The organism is Streptomyces shaanxiensis (assembly GCF_039537145.1).
GTDB classification, from domain to species: Bacteria; Actinomycetota; Actinomycetes; order Streptomycetales; family Streptomycetaceae; genus Streptomyces; species Streptomyces shaanxiensis.
Genome location: NZ_BAAAZY010000006.1, coordinates 492,992 through 514,356 on the forward strand (window position 1 = coordinate 492,992; position 21,365 = coordinate 514,356).

The 21,365-nt window shown below is 72.0% G+C and carries 18 protein-coding genes, 2 pseudogenes and 1 riboswitch; of the genes and pseudogenes, 10 read left to right on the plus strand and 10 right to left on the minus strand.

All coding sequences use genetic code 11. The annotated features are described in order from the left end of the window. Positions 1 to 244 precede the first annotated feature (244 nt). Positions 245 to 877 (plus strand): annotated as a pseudogene (locus ABD932_RS09010) (AMP-binding protein); the annotation flags it as partial. Here the strand turns inward: ABD932_RS09010 and ABD932_RS43940 are convergent. Beyond that, positions 869 to 1,960, minus strand: a pseudogene (locus tag ABD932_RS43940) (GMC family oxidoreductase N-terminal domain-containing protein); the annotation flags it as partial. The pseudogenes ABD932_RS09010 and ABD932_RS43940 overlap by 9 nt on opposite strands. 166 nt (positions 1,961 to 2,126) lie before the next feature. Then, entirely contained in the window at positions 2,127 to 3,269 is a 1,143-nt protein-coding gene (locus ABD932_RS09020; RefSeq protein WP_345010406.1) for a glycosyltransferase family 4 protein, read from the minus strand. 121 nt (positions 3,270 to 3,390) lie between these two features. Between ABD932_RS09020 and ABD932_RS09025 the strand changes: the two genes are divergently transcribed. Beyond that, positions 3,391 to 4,626 carry a glycosyltransferase 87 family protein gene (locus ABD932_RS09025; RefSeq protein WP_345010408.1) on the plus strand — a complete coding sequence of 412 codons (1,236 nt, stop codon included), beginning with the start codon at positions 3,391 to 3,393 and terminating at the stop codon, positions 4,624 to 4,626. Here the strand turns inward: ABD932_RS09025 and ABD932_RS09030 are convergent. Continuing rightward, a complete protein-coding gene (locus ABD932_RS09030) occupies positions 4,587 to 5,909 on the minus strand; it encodes an MATE family efflux transporter (protein ID WP_345010410.1) in 1,323 nt (440 codons plus the stop codon). The genes ABD932_RS09025 and ABD932_RS09030 overlap by 40 nt on opposite strands. An 89-nt stretch (positions 5,910 to 5,998) precedes the next feature. Between ABD932_RS09030 and ABD932_RS09035 the strand changes: the two genes are divergently transcribed. Then, positions 5,999 to 6,529, plus strand: coding sequence for a PadR family transcriptional regulator (locus tag ABD932_RS09035; RefSeq protein WP_345010411.1), 531 nt, complete (start codon positions 5,999 to 6,001; stop codon positions 6,527 to 6,529). Here ABD932_RS09035 and ABD932_RS09040 read toward each other — a convergent pair. The 5 genes from ABD932_RS09040 to ABD932_RS09060 form a co-directional block, all read right to left on the minus strand. Beyond that, a complete protein-coding gene (locus tag ABD932_RS09040; protein WP_345010413.1) occupies positions 6,517 to 7,710 on the minus strand; it encodes a hypothetical protein in 1,194 nt (397 codons plus the stop codon). The genes ABD932_RS09035 and ABD932_RS09040 overlap by 13 nt on opposite strands. 63 nt (positions 7,711 to 7,773) lie before the next feature. Then, a complete protein-coding gene (locus ABD932_RS09045) occupies positions 7,774 to 8,787 on the minus strand; it encodes a C40 family peptidase (RefSeq protein WP_345010415.1) in 1,014 nt (337 codons plus the stop codon). A gap of 231 nt (positions 8,788 to 9,018) precedes the next feature. Then, complete coding sequence (locus ABD932_RS09050) at positions 9,019 to 10,050, minus strand: C40 family peptidase (protein WP_345010417.1); 1,032 nt, start codon at positions 10,048 to 10,050, stop codon at positions 9,019 to 9,021. 211 nt (positions 10,051 to 10,261) lie between these two features. Next, the gene (locus tag ABD932_RS09055; RefSeq protein WP_345010419.1) at positions 10,262 to 11,605 is read right to left on the minus strand and encodes an NYN domain-containing protein; all 1,344 of its coding nucleotides are present in this window, start codon (positions 11,603 to 11,605) and stop codon (positions 10,262 to 10,264) included. 64 nt (positions 11,606 to 11,669) lie between these two features. Continuing rightward, positions 11,670 to 11,909 (minus strand): hypothetical protein, encoded by a 240-nt coding sequence (locus tag ABD932_RS09060; protein ID WP_062702813.1) that lies wholly within the window; start codon positions 11,907 to 11,909, stop codon positions 11,670 to 11,672. Positions 11,910 to 12,076: 167 nt separating this feature from the next. On the opposite strand from ABD932_RS09060, the gene ABD932_RS09065 reads away from it, so the two are divergent. The 7 genes from ABD932_RS09065 to ABD932_RS09095 all read left to right on the plus strand — a co-directional run bounded on the left by ABD932_RS09065 (position 12,077) and on the right by ABD932_RS09095 (position 18,486). Further along, positions 12,077 to 12,835, plus strand: a complete 759-nt coding sequence (locus tag ABD932_RS09065) for a rhomboid family intramembrane serine protease (protein ID WP_345010421.1) — start codon at positions 12,077 to 12,079, stop codon at positions 12,833 to 12,835. Beyond that, entirely contained in the window at positions 12,832 to 13,113 is a 282-nt protein-coding gene (locus ABD932_RS09070) for an Lrp/AsnC family transcriptional regulator (RefSeq protein WP_048585175.1), read from the plus strand. The genes ABD932_RS09065 and ABD932_RS09070 overlap by 4 nt, the downstream gene beginning before the upstream one ends. 74 nt (positions 13,114 to 13,187) lie before the next feature. Further along, positions 13,188 to 13,481, plus strand: coding sequence for a small secreted hydrophilic protein (locus ABD932_RS09075; RefSeq protein ID WP_345010425.1), 294 nt, complete (start codon positions 13,188 to 13,190; stop codon positions 13,479 to 13,481). A gap of 237 nt (positions 13,482 to 13,718) precedes the next feature. Continuing rightward, a complete protein-coding gene (locus ABD932_RS09080; protein ID WP_425587429.1) occupies positions 13,719 to 15,083 on the plus strand; it encodes a sensor histidine kinase in 1,365 nt (454 codons plus the stop codon). A 22-nt stretch (positions 15,084 to 15,105) separates the two neighbouring features. After that, positions 15,106 to 15,768, plus strand: a complete 663-nt coding sequence (locus ABD932_RS09085; RefSeq protein ID WP_345010427.1) for a response regulator transcription factor — start codon at positions 15,106 to 15,108, stop codon at positions 15,766 to 15,768. 100 nt (positions 15,769 to 15,868) lie between these two features. Beyond that, on the plus strand, positions 15,869 to 17,284 hold the full coding sequence (locus ABD932_RS09090) for an SLC13 family permease (RefSeq protein ID WP_345010428.1): 1,416 nt from the start codon (positions 15,869 to 15,871) through the stop codon (positions 17,282 to 17,284). A gap of 8 nt (positions 17,285 to 17,292) precedes the next feature. Next, positions 17,293 to 18,486 (plus strand): glycerate kinase, encoded by a 1,194-nt coding sequence (locus ABD932_RS09095; protein WP_345010430.1) that lies wholly within the window; start codon positions 17,293 to 17,295, stop codon positions 18,484 to 18,486. On the opposite strand, the gene ABD932_RS09100 is transcribed toward ABD932_RS09095, so the two are convergent. Continuing rightward, positions 18,441 to 19,808, minus strand: a complete 1,368-nt coding sequence (locus ABD932_RS09100; protein WP_345010432.1) for an aminotransferase class V-fold PLP-dependent enzyme — start codon at positions 19,806 to 19,808, stop codon at positions 18,441 to 18,443. The genes ABD932_RS09095 and ABD932_RS09100 overlap by 46 nt on opposite strands. Positions 19,809 to 19,953: 145 nt before the next feature. Then, a riboswitch (SAM riboswitch) is annotated at positions 19,954 to 20,070 on the minus strand. A gap of 85 nt (positions 20,071 to 20,155) precedes the next feature. Next, a complete protein-coding gene (trpD, locus tag ABD932_RS09105) occupies positions 20,156 to 21,220 on the minus strand; it encodes an anthranilate phosphoribosyltransferase (protein ID WP_345010434.1) in 1,065 nt (354 codons plus the stop codon). Positions 21,221 to 21,365: the final 145 nt, after the last annotated feature.

Sequence of the window (21,365 nt, forward strand, 5' to 3'; positions counted from 1 at the left end):
ATGGTTACTGGCCAGTCGTCAGACCGCTCGACTACTGTGCGCGCAGAAGCACCAAACCGTGTGACGCAGCGAACATCTCGCCGGGACCCCCTGTCGAAGAAGCCATACCGGCGGGTAACGTCCGGTCGGTCCAGTCGTGCTCTGGATTTCAACATGTGAATTCCAGAGCACCTGCCCGAGCCTTGGACCGCACCGTCGCATCACACAACGTCGTGGCGCCGGCGCCCTATGAGGAGCAGCAGTCTTGCGCGAGTTCAGCCTTCCGGCTTTGTACGAGGTCCCTGCGGACGGCAATCTGACCGACATCGTCCGCAGAAACGCCGCGCAGCACCCTGACGTCGCCGTCATCGCCCGCAAGGTGGGCGGTGCCTGGCAGGACGTGACGGCCACCGCCTTCCTCGCCGAGGTGCGCGCGGCCGCGAAGGGGCTCATCGCCGCCGGGGTCCAGCCGGGCGACCGGGTCGGCCTGATGTCCCGCACCCGCTACGAGTGGACCCTCCTCGACTTCGCGATCTGGTCGGCGGGCGCGGTCACCGTGCCGGTGTACGAGACCAGCTCCCCGGAGCAGGTGCAGTGGATCCTCAGTGACTCGGGCGCCACCGCCATGATCACGGAGCTGGACAACCACACGGCCGCCGTCGAGTCGGTGCGCGACCAGCTGCCCGCGCTCAAGCACGTCTGGCAGATCGAGGCCGGCGGCGTCGAGGAGCTGGGCCGGCTCGGGCAGGACATCGGCGACGCCACGGTCGAGGAGCGCAGCTCGCAGGCGAAGGCCGACGACCCGGCGACGATCGTGTACACCTCCGGCACCACCGGGCGCCCCAAGGGCTGTGTCCTCACCCACCGCAGCTTCTTCGCCGAGTGCGGGAACGTGGTTGGCCCGCCCGAGCATCACGTTGCCGTTGGTGCCCCACCCGGTGCCGACGCTCGCGTCCAGGGCGGGCAGGGTGCCCGACTCCCGGGCGCGGACGAGGAGTTCGGTGGTGCCGATGCTGCCGCCGCCGAGGAAGAGGTACGTACAGCCGTACTCCTTGGTCTCCACGACGGCGCCGGTGTCGTCGATCCGGTCGACGGACAGGACGTACGTCCCGTCGGCGGCCCTGCTGATCGACTTCACCCGCTCCAGGGTGTGGATGGTGACGTTCCCGGTCCCGAGCGCCGAGGCGAGATACGTCTTGTCGAGGGTGCGCTTGCCGTGGTTGTTGCCGTAGATGACCTCGCCCGCCAGTGCGGACCTGGTCGCCGTGCCGGCCGCCTCGCGCTGCATGTACCCGAAGTCGTAGACGTTGGGCACGAACGTGGTCTTCAGGCCGGTGTTGGCCGCGTGTTTGCGGGAGATCCGGGTGAAGCGGTACCACTCGGTCGACTCGAACCACGCGGGGTCGACGGTGTTGACGCCGAGCATGGAGCGGGCGCGCGGGAAGTACGTGCCGTACATCTCCGCGGTGTCCACGGTGGGGAACTGCTCGGCGAAGTAGGACTGGAGCGGGGTGACCGCCATGCCGCCGTTGACCAGGGAGCCGCCGCCGACGCCCCGGCCGACGTACACGGACATGTGGTCGTAGCGGACGCGGTCCAGGACTCCGGGGTAGGAGCTGATGTCCTTGTTGACGACGTCCAGCCAGAGGAAGGTGGCGAGCGGGGCCTCGGTGCGGGTGCGGAACCACATGGAGCGGTGGTCGGGGGCGCTGGTGGAGCAGAAGAGCTTGCCGTCGGGGCCGGGGGTGTTCCAGAGGCGGCCCATTTCGAGGACGACCGTGCGGATGCCCGCCTGGCCCAGGCGGAGGGCTGCGACCGCGCCGCCGTAGCCGGAGCCGATGACGATCGCGGGGGCGGATTCGACTGCGTCGGGCTCGGCCGCGCGGGCGGACTGGAGGCCGATGCGGGTGAAGCCGAGGGCGGCGGCCGTCTGGAGGGCCGCCATTCCGAGGATTTGACGTCTTGTCAGCTGACGCTGCATCAGGTTTGCTGTCATGTGCGCAGCATGTGCGGATTATTCGGTTCCGCCTAGTGGGGTGCCACGTATTCGCCGTGGGCGGGTGCGGGTTGTCCGTGGCTTGTCGCGCCCACGCGGCGGAGCCGCACAGTGATACAGCCCCGTGCCCCTGAAGATCAAGGGCGTTGCACTACAGCAGCGTTTGCAGCTTCTCCGCCAGTAGGTCCCAGCGCCACTTCTCCTCGACCCAATCCCTGCCCCGCTCGCCCATCCTCTGGCGCAGTTCGGCGTCTCCCAGGAGCGTGACGATGCGGTCGGCCGCCTCCTCCGGGGAGCCGCCCCTCACCACCCAACCCGTCTCGCCGTCGAGCACCGCGTCCGGCGCCCCGCCCGAATCCCCGGCCACGACCGGCAGGCCCGTCGCCGAGGCCTCCAGGTAGACGATCCCGAGGCCCTCGACATCGAGACCCCGCCGCCTCGTCCGGCACGGCATCGCGAAGACGTCCCCGGCGCCGTAGTGCGCGGGCAGCTCGGACCAGGGAACCGGACCGGTGAACCGGACCGAGTCGGCGACGCCCGTCTCGTGCGCCAGCCGACGCAGGTCCTTCAGGTACGGGCCGCCCCCGACGATCAGCAGCACGGCCTCCGGCTCGGCGGCGAGGATGCGGGGCATGGCCAGGATCAGCGTGTCCTGGCCCTTGCGCGGCACCAGCCGGGAGACGCAGACCACCACTGGCCGGTCCGTCAGCCCGAGCCGGGCCCGGACCTCGGCGCCGCCCGACTCCGGATGGAAAGTCTTCTCGTCCACCCCCGGCGGCAGCTGCACCATCCGCGAGGCCGCCTGCGGCGTCAGCGCGGTCGCGATGCGCGAGCGCGTGTACTCGCCGAGGTAGGTGATCGTGTCCGTCGTCTCACCGATCCGCCCCAGCAACTGCCGGGCCGCGGGCAGCTGGGCCCACCCCGCCTCGTGGCCGTGGGTCGTGGCCACCAGCCGCTCGGCGCCCGCCCTGCGCAGTGCCGGTGCCATCAGGCCGAGCGGCGCCGCCGCCCCGAACCAGACCGACGTACAGCCGTGCTCGCGCAGCAGGCCGACCGCCCGCCGGGTCGCCCCGGGCGTCGGCAGCAGCATCGTCGTACGGTCCCGGACGACCTTGAAGGGCTGCTCCGCGTCGAAGGCGGCCGTGGCCTCGACGGCGTCCCGGCTCCGCTTCCAGCTGGAGGCGTAGACGACCAGCCGCTCCGGGTCGAGCCGCAGTGCCATGTTGTGCAGGAACGCCTGGATACCGCCGGGGCGGGGCGGGAAGTCGTTGGTCACGATCAGGGTCTTGTGCATCGGCGCCGACCTTACCGAAGCCGCTGTTCACAGCCGGGGCCCGGCCACGCTTATGGCCCACTCACAGCCGAAGGAGACATCATGTTCTCCTCAAGGCGGGAAGTGAACGGCAGGGGATCTGGTGGAGACGACGGGCACGCGGCGGTCCCTGGCGTGGCTTCTGGGGATCTGGGGCCTGACCAGGGTGCTCCTTCTGCTCTTCGTGTTCAAGGTGTACGTCTTCCCGGGCCCGGACGTCACCAGCGACGTGTCGGTGATCTACCAGGGCTGGTACGAGGTGCTGCGCACCGGAACCTTCCCGATGGACGACGTCACCTGGCAGTACCCGCCCGCCGCCGCCCTCGCGATCCTCTCCCCCGCGCTGGTGTTCTGGCTGGACTACCCGTCGGCGTTCTTCGTCCTCGCCTTCGCCGCCGACCTGGCCGTGCTGCTGCTCCTGCTGTACGCGGGCGTGCGCCCGGGCCGGACGCTGCGCGGGGCCTGGGTGTGGGTGGTGGGCGTACCGCTGCTCGGGCCGACCGTGTACGCGCGCTACGACGTGATGGTCACCGCGATCGCCGTGGCCGCGCTGCTCGCGGGCGCCCGGCGTCCCCGGCTGATGGGCGCGCTGACGGCCTTCGCGGCGATGCTGAAGGTCTGGCCGGTGCTGCTGCTGATCGCGGCCCGCAGACGCGCCGCCTGGGGCTGGGCGGCGCTGACCGCCGGCGCCCTCGCGGCGGTGTTCGCCCTCGCCATGCCCGGTGCCTTCGCCTTCCTGACCTTCCAGCGCGACCGCGGCACCGAGGTGGAGTCACTGGGCTCGCTGGTCTTCCATGTGGCCCGGCAGTACGGCTGGGACGGCCAGGTGCTGCTGAACTACGGCTCGGTGGAGTTCCTCGGCCCGTACGTCGACGTCGTCAGCAGGGCCGCCCTCGCCCTCAGCGGGCTCGCCTTCGGGTGGCTGCTGCTGTGGCGGCTGCGGGCGCGGCGGTTCCTGTCGCACACGCTGGCGGACGCGGCCTTCGTGGCGGTGCTGATGTTCGTGACGACGAGCCGGGTGATCAGCCCGCAGTACATGGTGTGGCTGGTCGGCCTCGCGGCCGTGTGCCTGTGCTTCCGCGGCAGCCGGATGACCCTGCCCGTCGGCCTGGTCCTCGCGGCGTCCCTGGTGACGGTGCTGGAGTTCCCGGTCTGGTTCGCGCACGTCGTCGCCAGCGACGCCCTCGGCGTCACCCTCCTGTTCCTCCGCAACGGCCTGCTGGTCCTCGCCACGCTCCTCGCGGCCCGCGTGCTCTGGCGCTCGACGGTGACCCGGACCGCTCGGCTACCCCTGCCGCCTCAGGCCACCCGCACCAAGGAGACGTCCCCGCCCTCCTGACGCCGGTCCCGCCGCCGCAGCCACAGCGCCGCCGCGCACTGCACCCCCATGGCGAGCGCCAGCGCCAGGCACACGCCGGGCAGGCCGAGGCCGGACAGCGCGAACGCGAGCGGCAGCTGTACGGCCGTACCGAGCACGGTCACCCGCAGCAGTACCGGCGCTTGTCCGCTCCCCTCGAAGACCCCGCCGAGCGCGATGAAGCAGGCCATCAGGACGAGATACGGCCCGACACAGCGCAGGAACAGCACACCGTCGTCGGCCACGGCGGGCCCGGCGCCGAACGCGGCCATGATCCACGGGGCGGCGGCCCCCAGCGCCACGGCCGCCCCCAGCCCCGCGCTCCCCGACACCAGCACCGCCTGCCGCCCGATCGCCCGCCGCTCGTCCCGACCGGCGCCGAGCAGGTGCGCGGTGTGGATGGAGGCGGCCTGGCGTACGGCGTAGAAGGCCATCGTGGCGACGTACATGACCTTGTACGCGATCGAGTACGCCGCCACCGCCGTCACCCCGAGCCGCGCCACGATCGCCACCAGCACCAGCGCGCCCGCCTGCCGCACGGTGAAGTCGGCCGACATCGGCAGCCCGGTCCGCAGCGTGCGCCGCGCCGCGTCGGTGAGCGACTCGGCGGGCCGCACCTCGGCCGCTGACCGCAGCAGCCGGTTCCGCCGCAGGGCGAGCAGGCCCACCCCCAGTGCCGCGCTCCGGCACAGCACGGTCGCGGCGGCGGCGCCCTGGACGCCGTACAGGTGGATCAGGACCGGATCGCAGACCAGGATCAGCCCGCCTGCGAGCAGCGCCAGCCGCATCGGTGTCCTGGTGTCGCCGGCGCCCTTGAGGATCCCGTCGACCAGTTGCTGCGCGAAGAAGACCGCCATCCCCGGCAGCGAGATCGCGAAGTAGCCCACAGCGAGCGGCACCGCCGCACCCTCCCCGCCGCCGAGCACCAGCCGCGCCAACGGCTCCCGCAGCAGGAACCCGCCCACCACGACCACCGGTGTGACCAGCGCCCACACCGCCCAGCCCCCGCGCACCGCCGCCCGCACCGCCGCCGCGTCCCGCGCGCCCCTGGCGTGCGCGACCAGCACGGTCGTACCGGAGCCGAAGACGAGCGCCACGCCGAGCAGGACGTTCTCGGTGTTGGTGGCGACCGCCACGGCGGCCACGGCCGGACCGCCGAGCCGGGACACCCAGACCGTGTTGATGATCCCGGCGGCGACGGAGGCGAGGAGCGAGAGGTAGACGGGGTGGGCCAGCGAGACGAGGTGCTTGCGGTGCGAGTTCACGGAGCGTCCCCTCAACATTCCCGAGCTACCTCGATTCGAGGTAGCTCGATAAGAGGTACCATCGACTCATCACGCCCGCAAGGAGGACCATGCTGGAGCTGTCGATCCTGGGCTTCCTGGCCGAAGAACCCCTGCACGGCTACGAGTTGAAGGAGCGCATCAAGGCGCTGAGCGGTCACGTCCGCCCGGTCAGCGACGGCGCGCTCTATCCGGCGATCACACGGCTCATCAAGACGGGCAAGCTCGACGAGCACACGCAGCCGGGCGCGAGCGCCGCCCCGCGCCGGATCCTGTCGCTCACCGACCGGGGACGCGAGGACCTGCTGGAGCGCCTGCGCCACCCCAAGCAGGTCGAGATCACGGACCAGGTGCGCTTCAACACGGTCCTGTCCTTCCTACGGCACCTGCCGGACCGCCGGGCACAGGCCGAAGTGCTGCGCCGCAGGCTGGAGTTCCTCACCGCGCCGACGAGCTTCTTCTACGAGGACGGGAAGCCCGTACGGGCGGAGGAGGCCGACGACCTGTTCCGGCAGGGCATGCTGCGGGTGGCCCGGGCGACCGGCGAGGCGGAACGCGCGTGGCTCACGGAGGCGATCGCTCAGCTCGATCAGCCGAACTGAGCCCGCAGATACTCCCGCCACTCCCCCGTGAACTCCGCCGGCGACGTCCCGAGCACCTCCTCCAGCGCGCCCTCGACCGCCCCCGCCCGCTCCTCGTGCGCGCCCACGGCCCGGTAGAACTCGACGAGTCTGACCTCGCCCCAGCGCTCCGCGATCATCCGGCAGGCCATCCACCCGCTCTCGTAGGCCCGCGCCAGCCTGCCCGAGTCGCCGGTGAAGCCGAAGTCCGCGTCGGCGGGGAGCTCCTGCGGTACCCGGCCCTCGGTCACCGCACTCCACAGTTCGGGCGCGGCCTGGGACGGGGAGCGGCCGCTGCCGAGGTAGCCGACCCAGTCCGCGTACCCCTCGGAGAGCCACAGCGGGGTGGCGGCGGTGGTGTGGGCGCGGGTGGCGACATGGGTGGTCTCGTGGGTGAGGACGACCTGTTTGCCGGTGGCACCGAGCACGCCGTACGCGTCGGGGTTGACGATGATCCGGTCCGCGGGCGCGTTCGCCGGGGCGCCTGTCTCGCCGGTGGTGACCGCGGCGATCCCGCGGTAGGAGGAGGCGGGCGAGGCAAGAAGCCCCGCCATGTCGGCGAGCGAAGCCGGCACCAGGACCACGACGTGCCGGGCCCAGTCCGTGCCCCACGCCTGTGACACGGCGGGCACCGCGTCGTCCGCCAGCTCCGCGTACTGCCGCAGCGCGGCGGCGGACTGCCCGGCGCCCATGACGAGGCTGTGGTCACCCCGTACGACGTTCACCTGACCCTGGTCCCACAGTTGTTCGGCGGAGCCCTTCGCGGGCCGGTCGGCCTCGACGTACCAGCCGCCTCCGGCGTCCAGGCTCAGGCGGAGCGTGCGGCCGGCCGTGACGGGAGCCCGGTCGTAGCCCTGGACGCGATAGCGCAGCTCGGCCTCGGCGGTGGCGGTGTCGCCGGTGCGGTGCAGGCGGGTCAGGCGGTACGACCAGTCGGCGAGGGGCACGGCGCGCAGGTTGCCGAACCAGTCCTGGGCGCCCGTGCGCAGGAACGCCGCCCGGTCGCCGTCGAGTACCGCGGCCGCCCGGCCGTCGAGGACGCGCTGCACCTCGGCCCGCGCGCTGTCGGTGTCGGGCCGCCCGCCGCACCCCACCAGGGAGACGAGCAGCAGACAGAGCGCCACGACGACCCGCGTTCCCGACGCCCGCCTTCGACCAGCCACTTCCCGATCGTACGGCGACGCGGGCGCGGAGGTCAGACCCGTGCCGGACCCTGATGACCGTCGTCAGACCCTGGTGACCGTCGCGCCCGGCATCATGCCGACCGGGTCGTAACGCACGGGTGCGCCGGGGTAGGGCGCGTGGATCACCTGGCCGTTGCCGACGTACATCCCGACATGACTGGCGTCGGAACGGTAGGTGACGACGTCGCCGGGCTGGGCCTCGGAGAGCGGGACCTGCCGGCCGGCGTGCCGCTGGCCCTGCGAGGTGCGCGGCATGGCGACGCCGGCCTGGGCGTACGACCACTGGATCAGACCCGAACAGTCGAAGCCCGAGGGGCCGTTGGCGCCCCAGACGTACGGCTTGCCCACGGCGGAGTGGGCGGCGGCGAGGGCGGCCGCGGCACGGCCCGAGGGCGCGAGGTCGCTGCCGAAGTCGGGCATGAAGTCGCGGCCGGAGCGGGAGGCGCGGTCGTAGGCGGCGCGGTCACTCGCCGTCAGGGTGTTGAGGAGCCTGCGGGCCTGGGCGAGTTTGCGCTCGACGGTCCGCTTGTGGGTGGCGACGGCCTTGCGGCTCCGGTCCAGGTCGAGGAGCTTCTTCGCCGCCTCGGCGCGCTCCTGGGCGAGGACGCGCATGGCGTCCTGGAGTTCCTCCAACTCGCCGGCCTGGTGGGCGCTGATCCGGGCGATCCGGGCGGCCCTGTCGAGGTAGTCGGCCGGGTCGTCGGAGAGCAGCAGGGCCAGGGAGGGGTCGATGCCGCCGGAGCGGTACTGGGCGCCGGCCAGCAGACCGAGGGCGTCCCGCATGGAGTTGATGCTGTCCTGCTGGCGGGCGATCCGGTCCTGTGCCCGGCCGACCTGGTCGCGGAGCTTGTCGGCGCGCTCGTCGGCCTTGTTGTAGGCCTCGGTGGCCTTCTCGGCCTCCTCGTAGAGGCGGTCCACCTTGGTCCGGGTGTCGTCGTGCGGCGTGGCCGTGGCCGGTGCGACCCCGAGGGCCGTGGCGGCGGCTGACATGACACAGAGCGCTGCACCGGCGCCCCGGTCGAACCCGGACGATGCAAGACGGCGATGGGACCCCACGGGAAGCCGCTCTCCTTCCGCTCGCGGACAAGGACCGTTCCCCCGGCAGCGGGGGAAACGCGGCAGACAGTAACTCCGTGGCGGCGTGACGACCAACGACCTCCGCGGGCACACAAAGTGACGCCCCGCCTCTGACGCAGGTCATCGGCGGGGCGTGGGGTCAGCGAGCGCTGTCGTGATTCGCCCGTTCGGGCGGCACGGCGTGTTGATCTTGGAGGCGTTCGGCCGGGGTCAGATCCGGACGCCGAACTGGAACGGCATGTTGTTGATCGACTCGTAGCGGACGACGGTGCCGCTGCGCGGGGCGTGGATGATCTGGCCGTTGCCCGCGTAGAGGCCGACGTGGTGCAGGTCGCCGTAGAAGATGACCAGGTCGCCGACCTTGAGTTCGCTCATCGACAGGTGCCTGCCGTAGCTGGCCTGGGCCTGCGAGGTGCGCGGGATGGAGACGCCGGCCTGGGCGTAGGCCCAGGAGGTCAGGCCCGAGCAGTCGTAGGAGGCGGTGCCGGTGGCGCCGTAGACGTACGGCTTGCCGAGCTGGGTCTGGGCGGCCTGGAAGGCGGCCTGGGCCCGGCCGGAGGCGGAGCCGACGTTGCCGAGGTCCACGCGGTCGGCGGCGGAGCGGCTGGCGCGGGCCTCCTCGGCGGCGAGGGCGGCCTTCTCCGCGGCCGTCAGGGAGTTGAGCAGCTTCTGCGCCTCGGCGAGCTTGGCCTGGACTTCCTTCTTCTTCTTGCCCAGCTCGGTGCGGGTGGAGGAGAGGTCCTTGAGCTTGTCGGCGGCCTCGGCGCGCTGCTGGGACAGCTCGCGCTGCTTCTCCTGGATCTTCTTCAGCGAGTCGACCTGCTGGGCGCTCAGCTGGTCCATGGTGGACGCCTTGTCCAGGTAGTCGTCCGGGTCGGACGACAGGAACAGCTGGACGGAGGAGTCGATGCTGCCCGTGCGGTACTGGGCGGCGGCCGCCAGGCCCATGGCGTCGCGCAGCTCGTTGAGCTCTTCCTGGCCGCGGGCGACGTTGTCCTGGATGGTGGAGATCTCCTTCTGGAGCTTCTCCTGCTTCTCCTTGGCCCCGTTGAACTTCTCGGTGGCCTGCTCGGCCTGCTCGTAGAGCTTGTCGACCTTGGCCTTGACCTCGTCCTTGCTCGGCTTCTCGCTGGGGGCCGCGTTGGCCGCCTGCGAACTGATGGCCACGGCAGCAGCCGCCGCGGTGGTCAGCACGGTCACACGTGCTCGGCTCGGCTGCTTGGGTCGACGGTGGGACGCCACTGAGGTGAAACCCTTCTTGTGAGTGATCACCCGCTCGGAGGTTCGACGCCAGACCCTAGTGACCCTCTTGTGATCAGATCAAATCCTCACACGAAAAATCTCGTCACACCCATCATTCTTTACACACAACTCACATGAGGTGATGCGCGCTTGACACTGCGTTGCGTATCCGCTAGGTCAATTCGGGCATTGCGCCAGTACGTTGACCTATTCAGGACAGTCGCTTGAGAAGCACCGCAGAAGCCACCGGCCGCGCTCCGGCCCGGGCCACCCCGTCGGCCACCTCGCGGTCGGTCGAGGCCACGATGACCGGACGGCCCGGCGGCTCGGCGCGCACCAGCTGGCGGATCAACTCGTCGGCGGTCACACCCGGCTTGGAGAACAGCACCCGCACTCCGCGCGGCGGCGCCAGCAGCACCGGCGCGGCCAGCTCGGCCCCGTCGAAGACACAGGTCACTTCTGCCCCGGTTTGGGCGGCGAGCTGCGAGAGCTGGCCGAGCAGCCGCAAGCGCTGCTTCTCCAGCGGCATCTGGGGATAGCCGGTCTTGGTGACGTTGTAGCCGTCGACCACCAAGTGCGCCTGAGGCAGGGCGAGGAGCTGGTCGAGGATCGCGGGGTCGTTCTCGGACAGGGCCCGGGCGGCGATGTCCTTCGGGGTCATTCGTCCCGGTTCGACCGCGTCCACGGTCTCGGCGGGCCGCACGGAGACCGGCGGCAACGCCAGTTCCCGGCGCAGGCCTTGGGTGGCGTCCAGCAGGGTGTCGAGCAGCAGCCGTACGCGCATGTCCTCGACGCTGCGGCCCTCGCGTGCCGCTCTGCGCGTGGCCTCCAGGGCCGCCTCGGCCTCCCCGAGCCGCGCCTTGAGCCGCCGGGCCTCGCTCTCGGCCGCGGAGAGCTGGGTCTGCCCCTCGGCGCGCACGGCCTCCATCTCGGCCTGGACCTTGCGCAGGGCGGCCTCGCCGCGCTTGACGTCGCTGAGGGCCGCCCGCAGCTTCCGGTGAGACGATTCGGCTTCCTTCTTCGCCGCGTCCAGCTCGGTGCGCAGCCGCTCGGTCTCGTGCCGGGTGTGCTCCCGGGCGTGGGCGAGCTCCTCGCGCAGCCGCTCCAGCTCGGCGCGGCTCTCCTCGTCGGCGCGCTCGGCGTCGGCCCGCTCGGCCTCCTCGCCGGCCGCGGTGACCAGCTTGACCCAGCCGGTGGGCCGCAGAACATAGGCCGCGGCCGCCACGTCGAGCGGATCCGCGGCCGGAGGCGCCGAGCCTGAGTCGAGAGCGCCGGAGAGCTCCGGCTGGGCTTCTCTGAACTTCTCCCCGATGCGCTGCCGGAACAGCGGATCGGTCTCCAGCGCCGCGGCCATCGCGTTGCCGGCGAACTTGGCCCGGCGGTTCGGTGCGAACCGGGCGTACTGCCGCAGTTGCGCGGGCAGTTCACCGACGGTCAGCCCGCCGAACCCGTCGGACACGATCTGCACGACCTTGCGCCGCACGCCGTCGGGCAGCGGACGGTCGAGCACCTCAGCGGCGCCGTCGCCCGGCCCCCCGCCTTGTGTCTCCACCATCCGTAACACCCCAATGCCTGTGCGGGATCCCCGTGGGGATCACCTGTACAGGAGCCTGCTCCCGTCAGGAGCCGGCGCCCGGCCTGTCCACGAGTTCCACCTTGTCCACCGCGTTGCACCAGCGGCAGCGCACCGACTCGATCGTCTCACTGAGCACCTCGCGCTCCTCGACCTTGGGCTCACCGGCCAGATCGAGGTGGACGTACTCCACGACCTTGGACGAGCGCGTCACGTCGAAACGCGTGAGGTTGCCGCAGAGGGTGCAGCGCCAACGCGTCGTGGCGGTGGGCAGGGGAACCGTCATCGTGACCGTGCTCTTTCCTTCTAGGTCTTCTATTGTCGGTGACGCTCCCGGACTCCCCGGTGCGTGTGGCTCGTAACCCTACGGCCTGGCGGGTACTCGCCGCCTGTCCGTCTCGGGCGGCGAGGCGGTCTGTGCGGCTGCGTCCCGTTACGTCATGCTCTGTGTTCATGATCGGCAACTGGAGCGTGGCGCATTTCGGGACTCGGTTCGCCAGAGCGGGCCGATCGGCCCTGCGGTCGCCGGCGCCGGTGACCTACGGTCTGATCGTCCTGTGCTCCCTGCTCTTCCTGATCGGCCCGGCCGCGGGGCTCAATCCGGCGTACGGCTCCGGTGAGGGGCTGCTCGCCGCGCAGCGGGCCTACTTCCACCGCTGGGGCGTGGTCCCCGCGGAGCTGTTCGAGGGAGCGCCCCGGGCCGCCCTCACGCCCGCCACGGCCCTCTTCGTGCACGGCAGCTGGGTACACCTGCTCGGCAACATGCTCTTCCTCTACGTCTTCGGCGCGATGACCGAGGAACGGATGGGCCGCGTCCAGTTCACGCTCTTCTACCTTGGCTGCGGCTACCTGGCCCTGCTGGGCTACGCGGCCGCCAACGACGACTCCACCCAGTCCCTGGTCGGCGCGTCCGGGGCGATCTCGGCCGTCCTCGGCGCGTTCCTGTTCCTCTTCCCCGGGGCACGCGTGACAAGCCTGCTGCCGTTCCTGCTCTTCCTTCCACTGCGCTTCCCGGCCTGGGTGGTGCTGCCCTTCTGGGTGGCCCTGCAGTGGGTGGCGGCGGGGCGGGCGGACCAGGGGCCGGGGGTGGCGTATCTGGCGCACCTGGTGGGCTTCGCACTGGGCTTCGGCTTCGCGTGGGCCAGGTTCGGACGGCCTACTAGAGTGAGGCCCGCCCCAGCTCCGGCCCCCGAGGGAGAGAACCAACCGTGATCACCGCGATCGTCCTCATCAAGACCAGCGTGGACCGGATCCCCGAGATCGCGGAGCGGATCGCTTCGCTGGAGAGTGTGACGGAGGTCTTCTCGGTCACCGGTACGTACGACCTGATCGCCATGGTGCGGGTCAAGCAGCACGAGGACCTCGCCGAGGTCATCCCCGGCCGGATCAGCAAGATCCCCGGCGTCGAGGGGACGGACACCCACGTGGCGTTCCGTACGTACTCCCAGCACGACATCGAGGCCGCGTTCGCCATCGGCCTGGACAGCTGAGCGGCGCCCCAGGATGAAGAGTTCTTCATCCTGGGCTCATCCTCACCGCCGGGAGCCCGGGCAGGATCGGCAGCATGGTCTTCTCGCACCGGATCGCGGCCCTGGCCGCCGTAGTGGCGATTCCGCTCGGCATCGCCGCGACCAGCTTCGCCCTCACCGACAGTCCGGAGTCTCCCAAGGTCCCGGCCAAGGTGGAGCTGGACAGCGGCTCCCCCACGCCGACGCCCACCCGGCCCGTACCGACGCCGAGCGACGAGGTCGTGTCCCGGCCCCCCGTGGCCGACAGCCCCACGAGTGACGACGATGACGACGCCCCCGACCGGGAGACCGGAGACGACGACCGTGGTGAGCCCGGGGACGACGGCTAGGGCCCTTCTGATGGATGTCCGTGGAAGACGGAGCGGCATCCGGCACCCGCTCCCGGCGTACGACGCGCAAGCCCCCGCCGGGGGCGCTCCCCCCTCGAAGAGCTCGGGTGCGTGCGTCCCGGGCCCCGCGGCGTCGGCATGATCGCGAAGACGGTCCCCGGCCCCGAGTCACCCCCCAGCCCCGTGCGCCGCCGGATCTCCGCCCGCGTCCGCATCCTGCTCTGGCTGCTGCTGGTGATGGCCGTGGGACTGGTGTCCGTGGCGACGACCACGCGCTCGATCCTGTTGCGGGACGTCGACCACCGGGTGAACGGGCTGCTCGCGCAGGAGGCCGGTGAGTTCGCCAACTTCGAGGAGCGGGGTGTCGACCCCGATACCGGCCGTCCGTTCACGGATCCGTCGCGGCTGCTGCGGGAGTTCCTGGTACGGCAGTACGCCGACCCGGACGAGGAGCTGATCGGCCTGGTGGGCCGGCCGGGCCACACCCCGGCGCAGATCATCCAGCCGCGCGACATCCCCGTCGCCCTCCCCCTGCACAAGGACGCCGACGCCCGTCGCCGCATCTTCGACTCCGCCGACTCCACGGGCACGCTGCAGCGCGCGTCGGGCGAGATCCGCTGGGCGAAGGTGGCCGTCGCCCGGGCCGGCGGCGCGACGGAGGCCGCGTTCGTGGTCGCCTTCCACCCGGGGCGCGAACAGGCCGCCGTGAACGACGAGTTCCGGATCCTGCTGGCCATCTCCGGGGTCGCCCTACTGATGATGACCGGCATCGGCTGGGCGGTCTCCGGGCGCATCCTCAAGCCCGTACGCCTGGTGCGCACGGCTGCCGCGCAGCTCACCGAGCAGGACCTCACCCGCCGTATCCCGGTGCACGGACGCGACGACATCGCCGCGCTCGCGGAGACCTTCAACGCGATGCTCGACCGGCTGGAGCGCGCCTTCGCCGCCCAGCGCGAGTTCGTCGACGACGCGGGCCACGAGCTGCGCACGCCGATCACCATCGTGCGCGGCCATCTGGAGCTGATGGGCGACGACCCGGCCGAGCGCGAGGAGACCATCCGGCTGGTCACCGACGAGCTCGACCGGATGAGCCGCATCGTCGAGGACCTGTTGCTGCTCGCCAAGGCCGAGCGTCCCGACTTCGTCACCCCGGAGCCGGTCCAGCTCGCCGAGCTCACCGCCGACGTCTACGTCAAGGCCCGCACCCTCGGCGAACGGGACTGGCAGCTCGCCGAGGTGGCCGACGTCGAGGCCCGGCTGGACCCTCAGCGGATCACGCAGGCGATGGTCCAGCTCGCCCAGAACGCCGTGCAGCACACCGCGCCCGGGCAGGCCGTCCGGATCGGCTCCCGCGCCGACGGGCCGGGCGTCGAGCTGTACGTCGCCGACTCCGGGTGCGGAGTCCAGCCGCAGGACGCCGAGGTGATCTTCGAACGGTTCCGGCGCGGCACGTCCCGCCGTGGCGCCCGGGGCTCCGGCGCCGGGCTCGGCCTGTCGATCGTCCGGGCGATCGCGGAGGCCCACGGCGGCCGGGTGGGGCTGCGCGGCACGGAGGGCGGCGGCGCCACCTTCGTACTGACCCTGGAAGAGGCCCATCCATGAGCGTGAACGAAGAGGTGCGCGCGTGAACCGCATTCTGATCGTCGAGGACGAGGAACGCATCGCTTCCTTCGTCGAGAAGGGCCTGCGCTCCAACGGCTTCACCACGACCGTCGTCGGCGACGGCGACGCGGCATACGAGTACGCGTTGACCGGCGGTTTCGATCTGGTGGTCCTGGACATCGGCCTGCCCGGCAGGGACGGCTTCACGGTGCTGCGCGAACTGCGCGAGGCCCGGGTGACGGTCCCGGTGATCGTGCTGACCGCGCGGGACTCCGTACGGGACACGGTGGCGGGTCTGGAGGGCGGCGCCGACGACTGGATGACCAAGCCGTTCCGCTTCGAGGAACTGCTCGCCCGGGTGCGCCTTCGGCTGCGTACGGCGGCCCGGGCGCCCGAGGTGACGGTGCTGCGGTCCGGCTCGCTCACCCTGGACCTGCGCACCCGGCGGGCGCGGGCCGACGAGCGGACCGTGGACCTGACGGCCCGTGAATTCGTGCTCCTGGAGCTGTTCCTGAGGCATCCGGGGCAGGTACTGTCCCGCGAGCAGATCCTGTCGCACGTGTGGGGCTACGACTTCGACCCCGGCTCCAACATCGTGGACGTGTACGTGCGGGCGCTGCGCAAGAAGCTCGGCGCCGAACGGGTCCAGACGGTGCGCGGCGTGGGGTACCGCCTGTCCGCCTGAAGCCCCTTCCGCTGTCCGTTCGGCGCCCCCTCTGCCCGCGTGAAGTCTCCTTCATGTACGGCTCATCGAAGGCTCACCGCCCAGGTGAATCCTCGATGACGTGACCCTGAACCTCCGTCCGAGCGCGGCCCTGTGCGCGGCGCTCTCCCTGTGCGCGCTGCTCGCGGTACCCGGGAACTTCCCCGGCCTCGGCGCCGACGCCCGCCTCACCCTCGCCGTCTTCGCCCTGGCGACCTGCGCCTGGGTCGCCACTCCGCTCGACGACACCTACATCGCGCTGGGCGCCGGGCTCGCCCTGACGGTGACCGGGGTGATCAGCAGCGACACGCTCTTCGGCACCCTCGGCGACTCCACGGTGTGGCTGCTGATCTGCGCCTTCGTGCTGGCGGCCGCGGTGACCCGGACCGGTCTCGCGGGGCGGGCGGCGGCGTTCCTGGTCGGCGGGGCGCGCACCGTACGGCAGCTCGTGCACCTCACCACGGCCGCCCTGGTCGTCACCGCGTTCGCGGTGCCGGCCACCTCGGGGCGGGCCGCCCTCGCGCTGCCGGTGTTCCTCGCACTGGCCAAGGCGCTGGCCGACCGGCGGCGACTGGTCGTGATGCTGGCGTTGCTGTTCCCGACCGTGATCCTGCTGTCGGCGGTGGCGACCCTGATCGGGGCGGGCGCGCATCTGATCACCGTGTCCGTGCTGTGGCAGGCCACCGGTGACCGGATCGGCTTCACCGAGTGGCTGCTGCTCGGCCTGCCCCTGGCCGTGGCGTCGTCCCACCTGGCCGCCGAGACCGTCCTGCTGACGACCACCCGGCGCGCGGACCGCAAGGGCGCCGTACGCATCACTCCCGAGCAGATCCAGCAGCACAGCGACCACCCGGTCACCGGTCCCTGGTCGCAGGCCGAGAAGCGGTGCGCACTGCTGCTCGGCACGGTCGTCGTGCTGTGGTGCAGCGAGCCGCTGCACCGGGTGCCGCCCGCCGTCGTCGCGCTGATCGGCGCGGTCGTGGCGGCCTCACCGGCCCTCGGCACGGTCCGGCTCAAGGCGGCGCTCGGCACCGTGCCCTGGTCGCTGCTGCTGTTCATGGCCGCGACGATGGCGATGGGCGTGGCACTCGCCGACTCGGGAGCGGCGAAATGGCTGGTCGACGGGCTCCCCACGGGCATCAGCCCGCTGATGTTCCTGGCCGTGGTGATCGCGATCAGCACGGCGGCCCACCTGGTTCTGCAGTCCCGCTCGGCCCGCTCCTCGGTCCTGGTCCCGCTGGTCGTCGCGGCGGCCGTCGGCGCCGGCGTCAACCCGGTCGCCGCCGCACTGGCATCGACCGCCGCGGCCGGCTTCTGCCACACGCTCCCGGCCTCGGCCAAGCCGGTCACGCTCTTCTCCGACCTCCCCGGAACGCCCACCTACACCCCGCGCGACCTGCTCCGCCTCTCCGCCGTCCTCGCCCCGCTGACCGCCGCCCTCGTCCTGCTCTTCGCCGTCGCCGTCTGGCCGCTGCTCGGCGTACCCGTGACCCGCTAGGAGATCCCATGCTGACCCGAGTCGTCGTAGCCCCCAGCGGCTTCAAGGAGTCCCTGTCCGCCCAGGCCGCCGCCGACGCCATCGCGGACGGCGTACGCCGGGTCCTCCCGGACGCCGTGCTCGATCTGATCCCCCTGGTGGACGGCGGCGAGGGAACGGCCGCCGCCCTGGCCGCCGCGACCGGCGGGCGCCTCGTCGCGCTGCCCGCCACGGGCCCGGTCGGCGAACGGATCGGTACGCACTTCGCCCTGCTGGGTTCCCAGGCCACGGCGGTCGTGGAGATGGCAGCCGTGGCCGGGCTGTCCCTCGTCCCACGCGCCCTGCGCGACCCGGGCGCCACGACGACGTACGGCGTCGGCGAACTGATCCGCGCCGCGCTCGACACGGGCGTACGGCGCGTCCTGATCGGCTGCGGTGATTCGGGTACGTCCGACGGGGGCGCCGGCGCGCTCCAGGCCCTCGGTGCCCGCCTGCTGGACGCGGACGGCCTCGAACTCCCGCATGGTGGCGGCGAGTTGACCCGCCTCGCCCGGATCGACCCGACCGGCCTGGACCCGAGGCTGCGCGACGTGGAGCTGCTCGTCGCCTGCAACCCGTACAACGTGCTGTGCGGCGAGCGCGGCGTGGCCCGCGTCTTCGGCCCGCAGAAGGGGGCGACGCCCGCGCAGGTCGAGCAGTTGTCGGCCGGCCTGCGGAACTGGGCGGACGTCCTCACCCGCGACCTGGGGGCCGTGGGCACCGACCTGCACCACGGCCCCGGCACCGGTGCGTCCGGCGGCCTGGGCGCGGGCCTCGCCGCACTGGGCGCCCGCCTCCTGCCCCGCTTCGAGGTGCTGCTCGACCACCTCGACCTGGACGCCCGCCTCGCCCGCGCCGACCTGGTCGTCACCGCCGAGGGCGCCCTGGACCACCAGACGCCCAGGGGCAAGGTCCCCGCCGAGGTGGCCCGCCGGGCCAAGCTGTACGGGCGCCCGGTGCTCGCGCTGGCGGGCACGCTGGGCGAGGGCGCGCGGGACGTGCCCGGCGTGGACGCGTTCAGCGGGATCCTGCCGGCGCCGATGGCCCTGGCGGAGGCCCTGGTGCGGGCCTCCGAACTCCTCACGGACGCCACCGAACGCGCCCTGCGGATGATCCTGCTGGGCGCCCGGCTACCGGCTCACGCGGAGGTGTCCGGCACGCAACGCCCGTCCTCCGTGCGGTAGTTCCACTGCGCGCCGTCCTGGACCAGCTCCTTCACGGCGCCCACGAACCGCTCGACGTGCTCGTCCGGCGTACCGGCCCCGAAGCTCACCCGGATCGCGTTGAGGGACTTCTCGCCGGGAGCGGCCTCCGGGGCGCCGCACTCGCCCTGGGTCTGCGGGTCGCTGCCCAGCAGCGTGCGGACCAGGGGGTGGGCGCAGAACAGGCCGTCCCGCACCCCGATGCCGTACTCGGCGGAGAGCGCGGCGGCGAAGTGGGAGCTGTTCCAGCCGTCGACGACGAAGGAGATGACGCCGACGCGCGGGGCGTCGTCACCGAAGAGGGAGAGGATCCGGACCTCGGGAACCTCGGCGAGCCCCGCCCGCACCTTCTCGATCAGGTACTGCTCGCGGGCGACCAGGTCGTCGAACCCGGCCTCGGTGAGGGCCTTGCAGGCGGAGGCGATGGAGTAGGCGCCGATGACGTTGGGCGACCCGGCCTCGTGCCGCGCGGCGCTCTCGTGCCACTCGACGTCCACTCCCCCGTCCTCGCGCCGGGAGACCTTGCGGCTGGCACCGCCGCCCGCCAGGTACGGCTCCGCCTCGCGCAGCCAGTCGGCGCGGCCGGCCAGGACGCCCGAGCCGAAGGGGGCGTACAGCTTGTGGCCGGAGAAGGCGACCCAGTCGACGTCGAGGTCCTGGACGCTCACCGGGTGGTGCGGGGCCAGCTGGGCGGCGTCGAGCACGATCCGGGCGCCGTGCGCGTGGGCGGCGGCGGCCAGCTCGCGGACCGGCCACAGCTCGCCGGTGACGTTCGAGGCGCCGGTGACGCAGACCAGGGCCGGGCCGTACGGGTCGCGGTCGGCGAGGGCGCGCTCCAGGGTCTCGACGGCCTGGCGGGGGGTGCGGGGCGCGTTGAGGTAGGTGACGCGGGCGTCGCGCCAGGGCAGCAGGGAGGCGTGGTGCTCGGTCTCGAAGACGAAGACCTGGCAGTCGGCCGGGAGCGCGGCGGCGAGGAGGTTGAGCGAGTCGGTGGTGGACCGGGTGAAGACGACCTGGTCGGTGTCCCGGCAGTCGAGGAACTCGGCGACCGTCCTGCGGGCGTTCTCGAACAGGTCGGTGGAGAGCTGGGAGAGGTACCCGGCGCCGCGGTGGACGCTGCCGTAGTACGGGGCATAGGCGGCGACGTCGTCCCAGACGCGCTGCAACGCCGGGGCGCTGGCGGCGTAGTCGAGCGCGGCGTAGGTGACCTCGCCGCCGGTGACGAGCGGGACGGTGACATCACGGCCCAGAACGGGCAGCGGGGAGCAAATGGTCTGGGCGGCGGCAGCGGTGGAGACAGACATGGCGAACTCCCGTGAGAGGCATGCGAGTTGAGTGGCATGCGGGAAAGAGAAAAGGGTGCGCGGAGGCGGGGCTCGGGCGGCCCTATCGCATTCGCTTGCTCACGGAAGACTCCCTCGAACGACCAGGACCCCTGGTTTCGAGAGGGGCCCGCGCTTGCCGTAGACCTCGCTGCCTACGGCCTGGTCTTCACCCGGGGCACCCCGCCACGGACGGAGGGTTGCCGGACAGTCGGCCGGGGCCTCATGACTGTCACTCATGACCTGGTCCAATATCCTGCCACACGATCATCAGCGCGCAAGGCGCAGTCCAGAATCCGGACTGCGCCTTGCGTCACATCACGTGGAACTCAGGCGTTGCTGGCCGCCACCCAACGCTCCAGCGTCCGCTTCGCCGCCCCGGAGTCGATCGACTCCGCCGCCCTCGCCATGCCGAGCCGGATCTGCTCGGTGAGCGGAGCGTCCGTCGGCTCCAACGCCACCAGCGCCGCGGCCGAGTTGAGCACCACGGCGTCCCGTACGGCCCCGGTCTCGCCCTCCAGCAGCCGTCGGGCGACCTCCGCGTTGTACGAGGCGTCCGCGCCCCGCAGCGCCTCCACCGGTACCAGCTCGATGCCGACGTCGCGCGGGTCGAAGCCCTCCTCGGTCACCTTGCCGTCGCGGACGACCCACACGCGCGAAGTGGCCGTCGTCGTCAGCTCGTCGAGACCGTCGTCGCCACGGAACACCAGCGCGGACGAGCCGCGCTCGGCCAGGACGCCGGCGATGAGGCCCGCCATCCGGGTGTCGAAGCAGCCGACGGCCGAGGAGGTGACGCGAGCCGGGTTGGTCAGCGGGCCGAGGAGGTTGAACGAGGTCGGGATCCCCAGGTCCCGCCGGACGCCGCCGACGAACCGCATCGAGGGGTGGAACTTGGCCGCGAAGCAGAAGGTGATCCCGGCCTCGTCCACCACCCGTGCCACGCCCTCCGGCGACAGGTCGAGGTTGATGCCGAGCTTCTCCAGCACGTCGGACGAGCCGCTCGCCGAGGACGACGCCCGGTTGCCGTGCTTGACGACCTTCGCGCCGGCGCCCGCGATCACGATGGCGGACATCGTCGAGATGTTGACCGTCTTGGCCCGGTCACCACCCGTGCCGACGATGTCGACGGCCGGGCCGGGAATGTCCAACGGCTGCGCGTGGGCGTACATCGCCTCGACGAGACCGTTGATCTCCTCGACCGTCTCGCCCTTGGCCCGCAGGGCCACCATGAAGCCGGCGATCTGGGCGTCCGACGCCTCGCCGCTCATGAAGCGGTCCATCGCCCAGGCCGTGTCGCCGGCGCTCAGGTCCTGTCCGCCGAGCAGGGCACTCAGCACCTCGGGCCAGGAACGGCCCGCCGCGGTGTCGCCTCCAGCGGGGGTCACAGCGCTCATAAGCCGCTCCTGGGTCAGTTGTGGTGTCCCGCACTACGGGACGCGGGTCTCAACGAGGTCCACCCTATCCAGCCGCAGGGCACGGCGAAGGGCCCCGTCCGAAGACCGGACGGGGCCCGCGCCCCGGCACGGCCGAGGGCCCCAC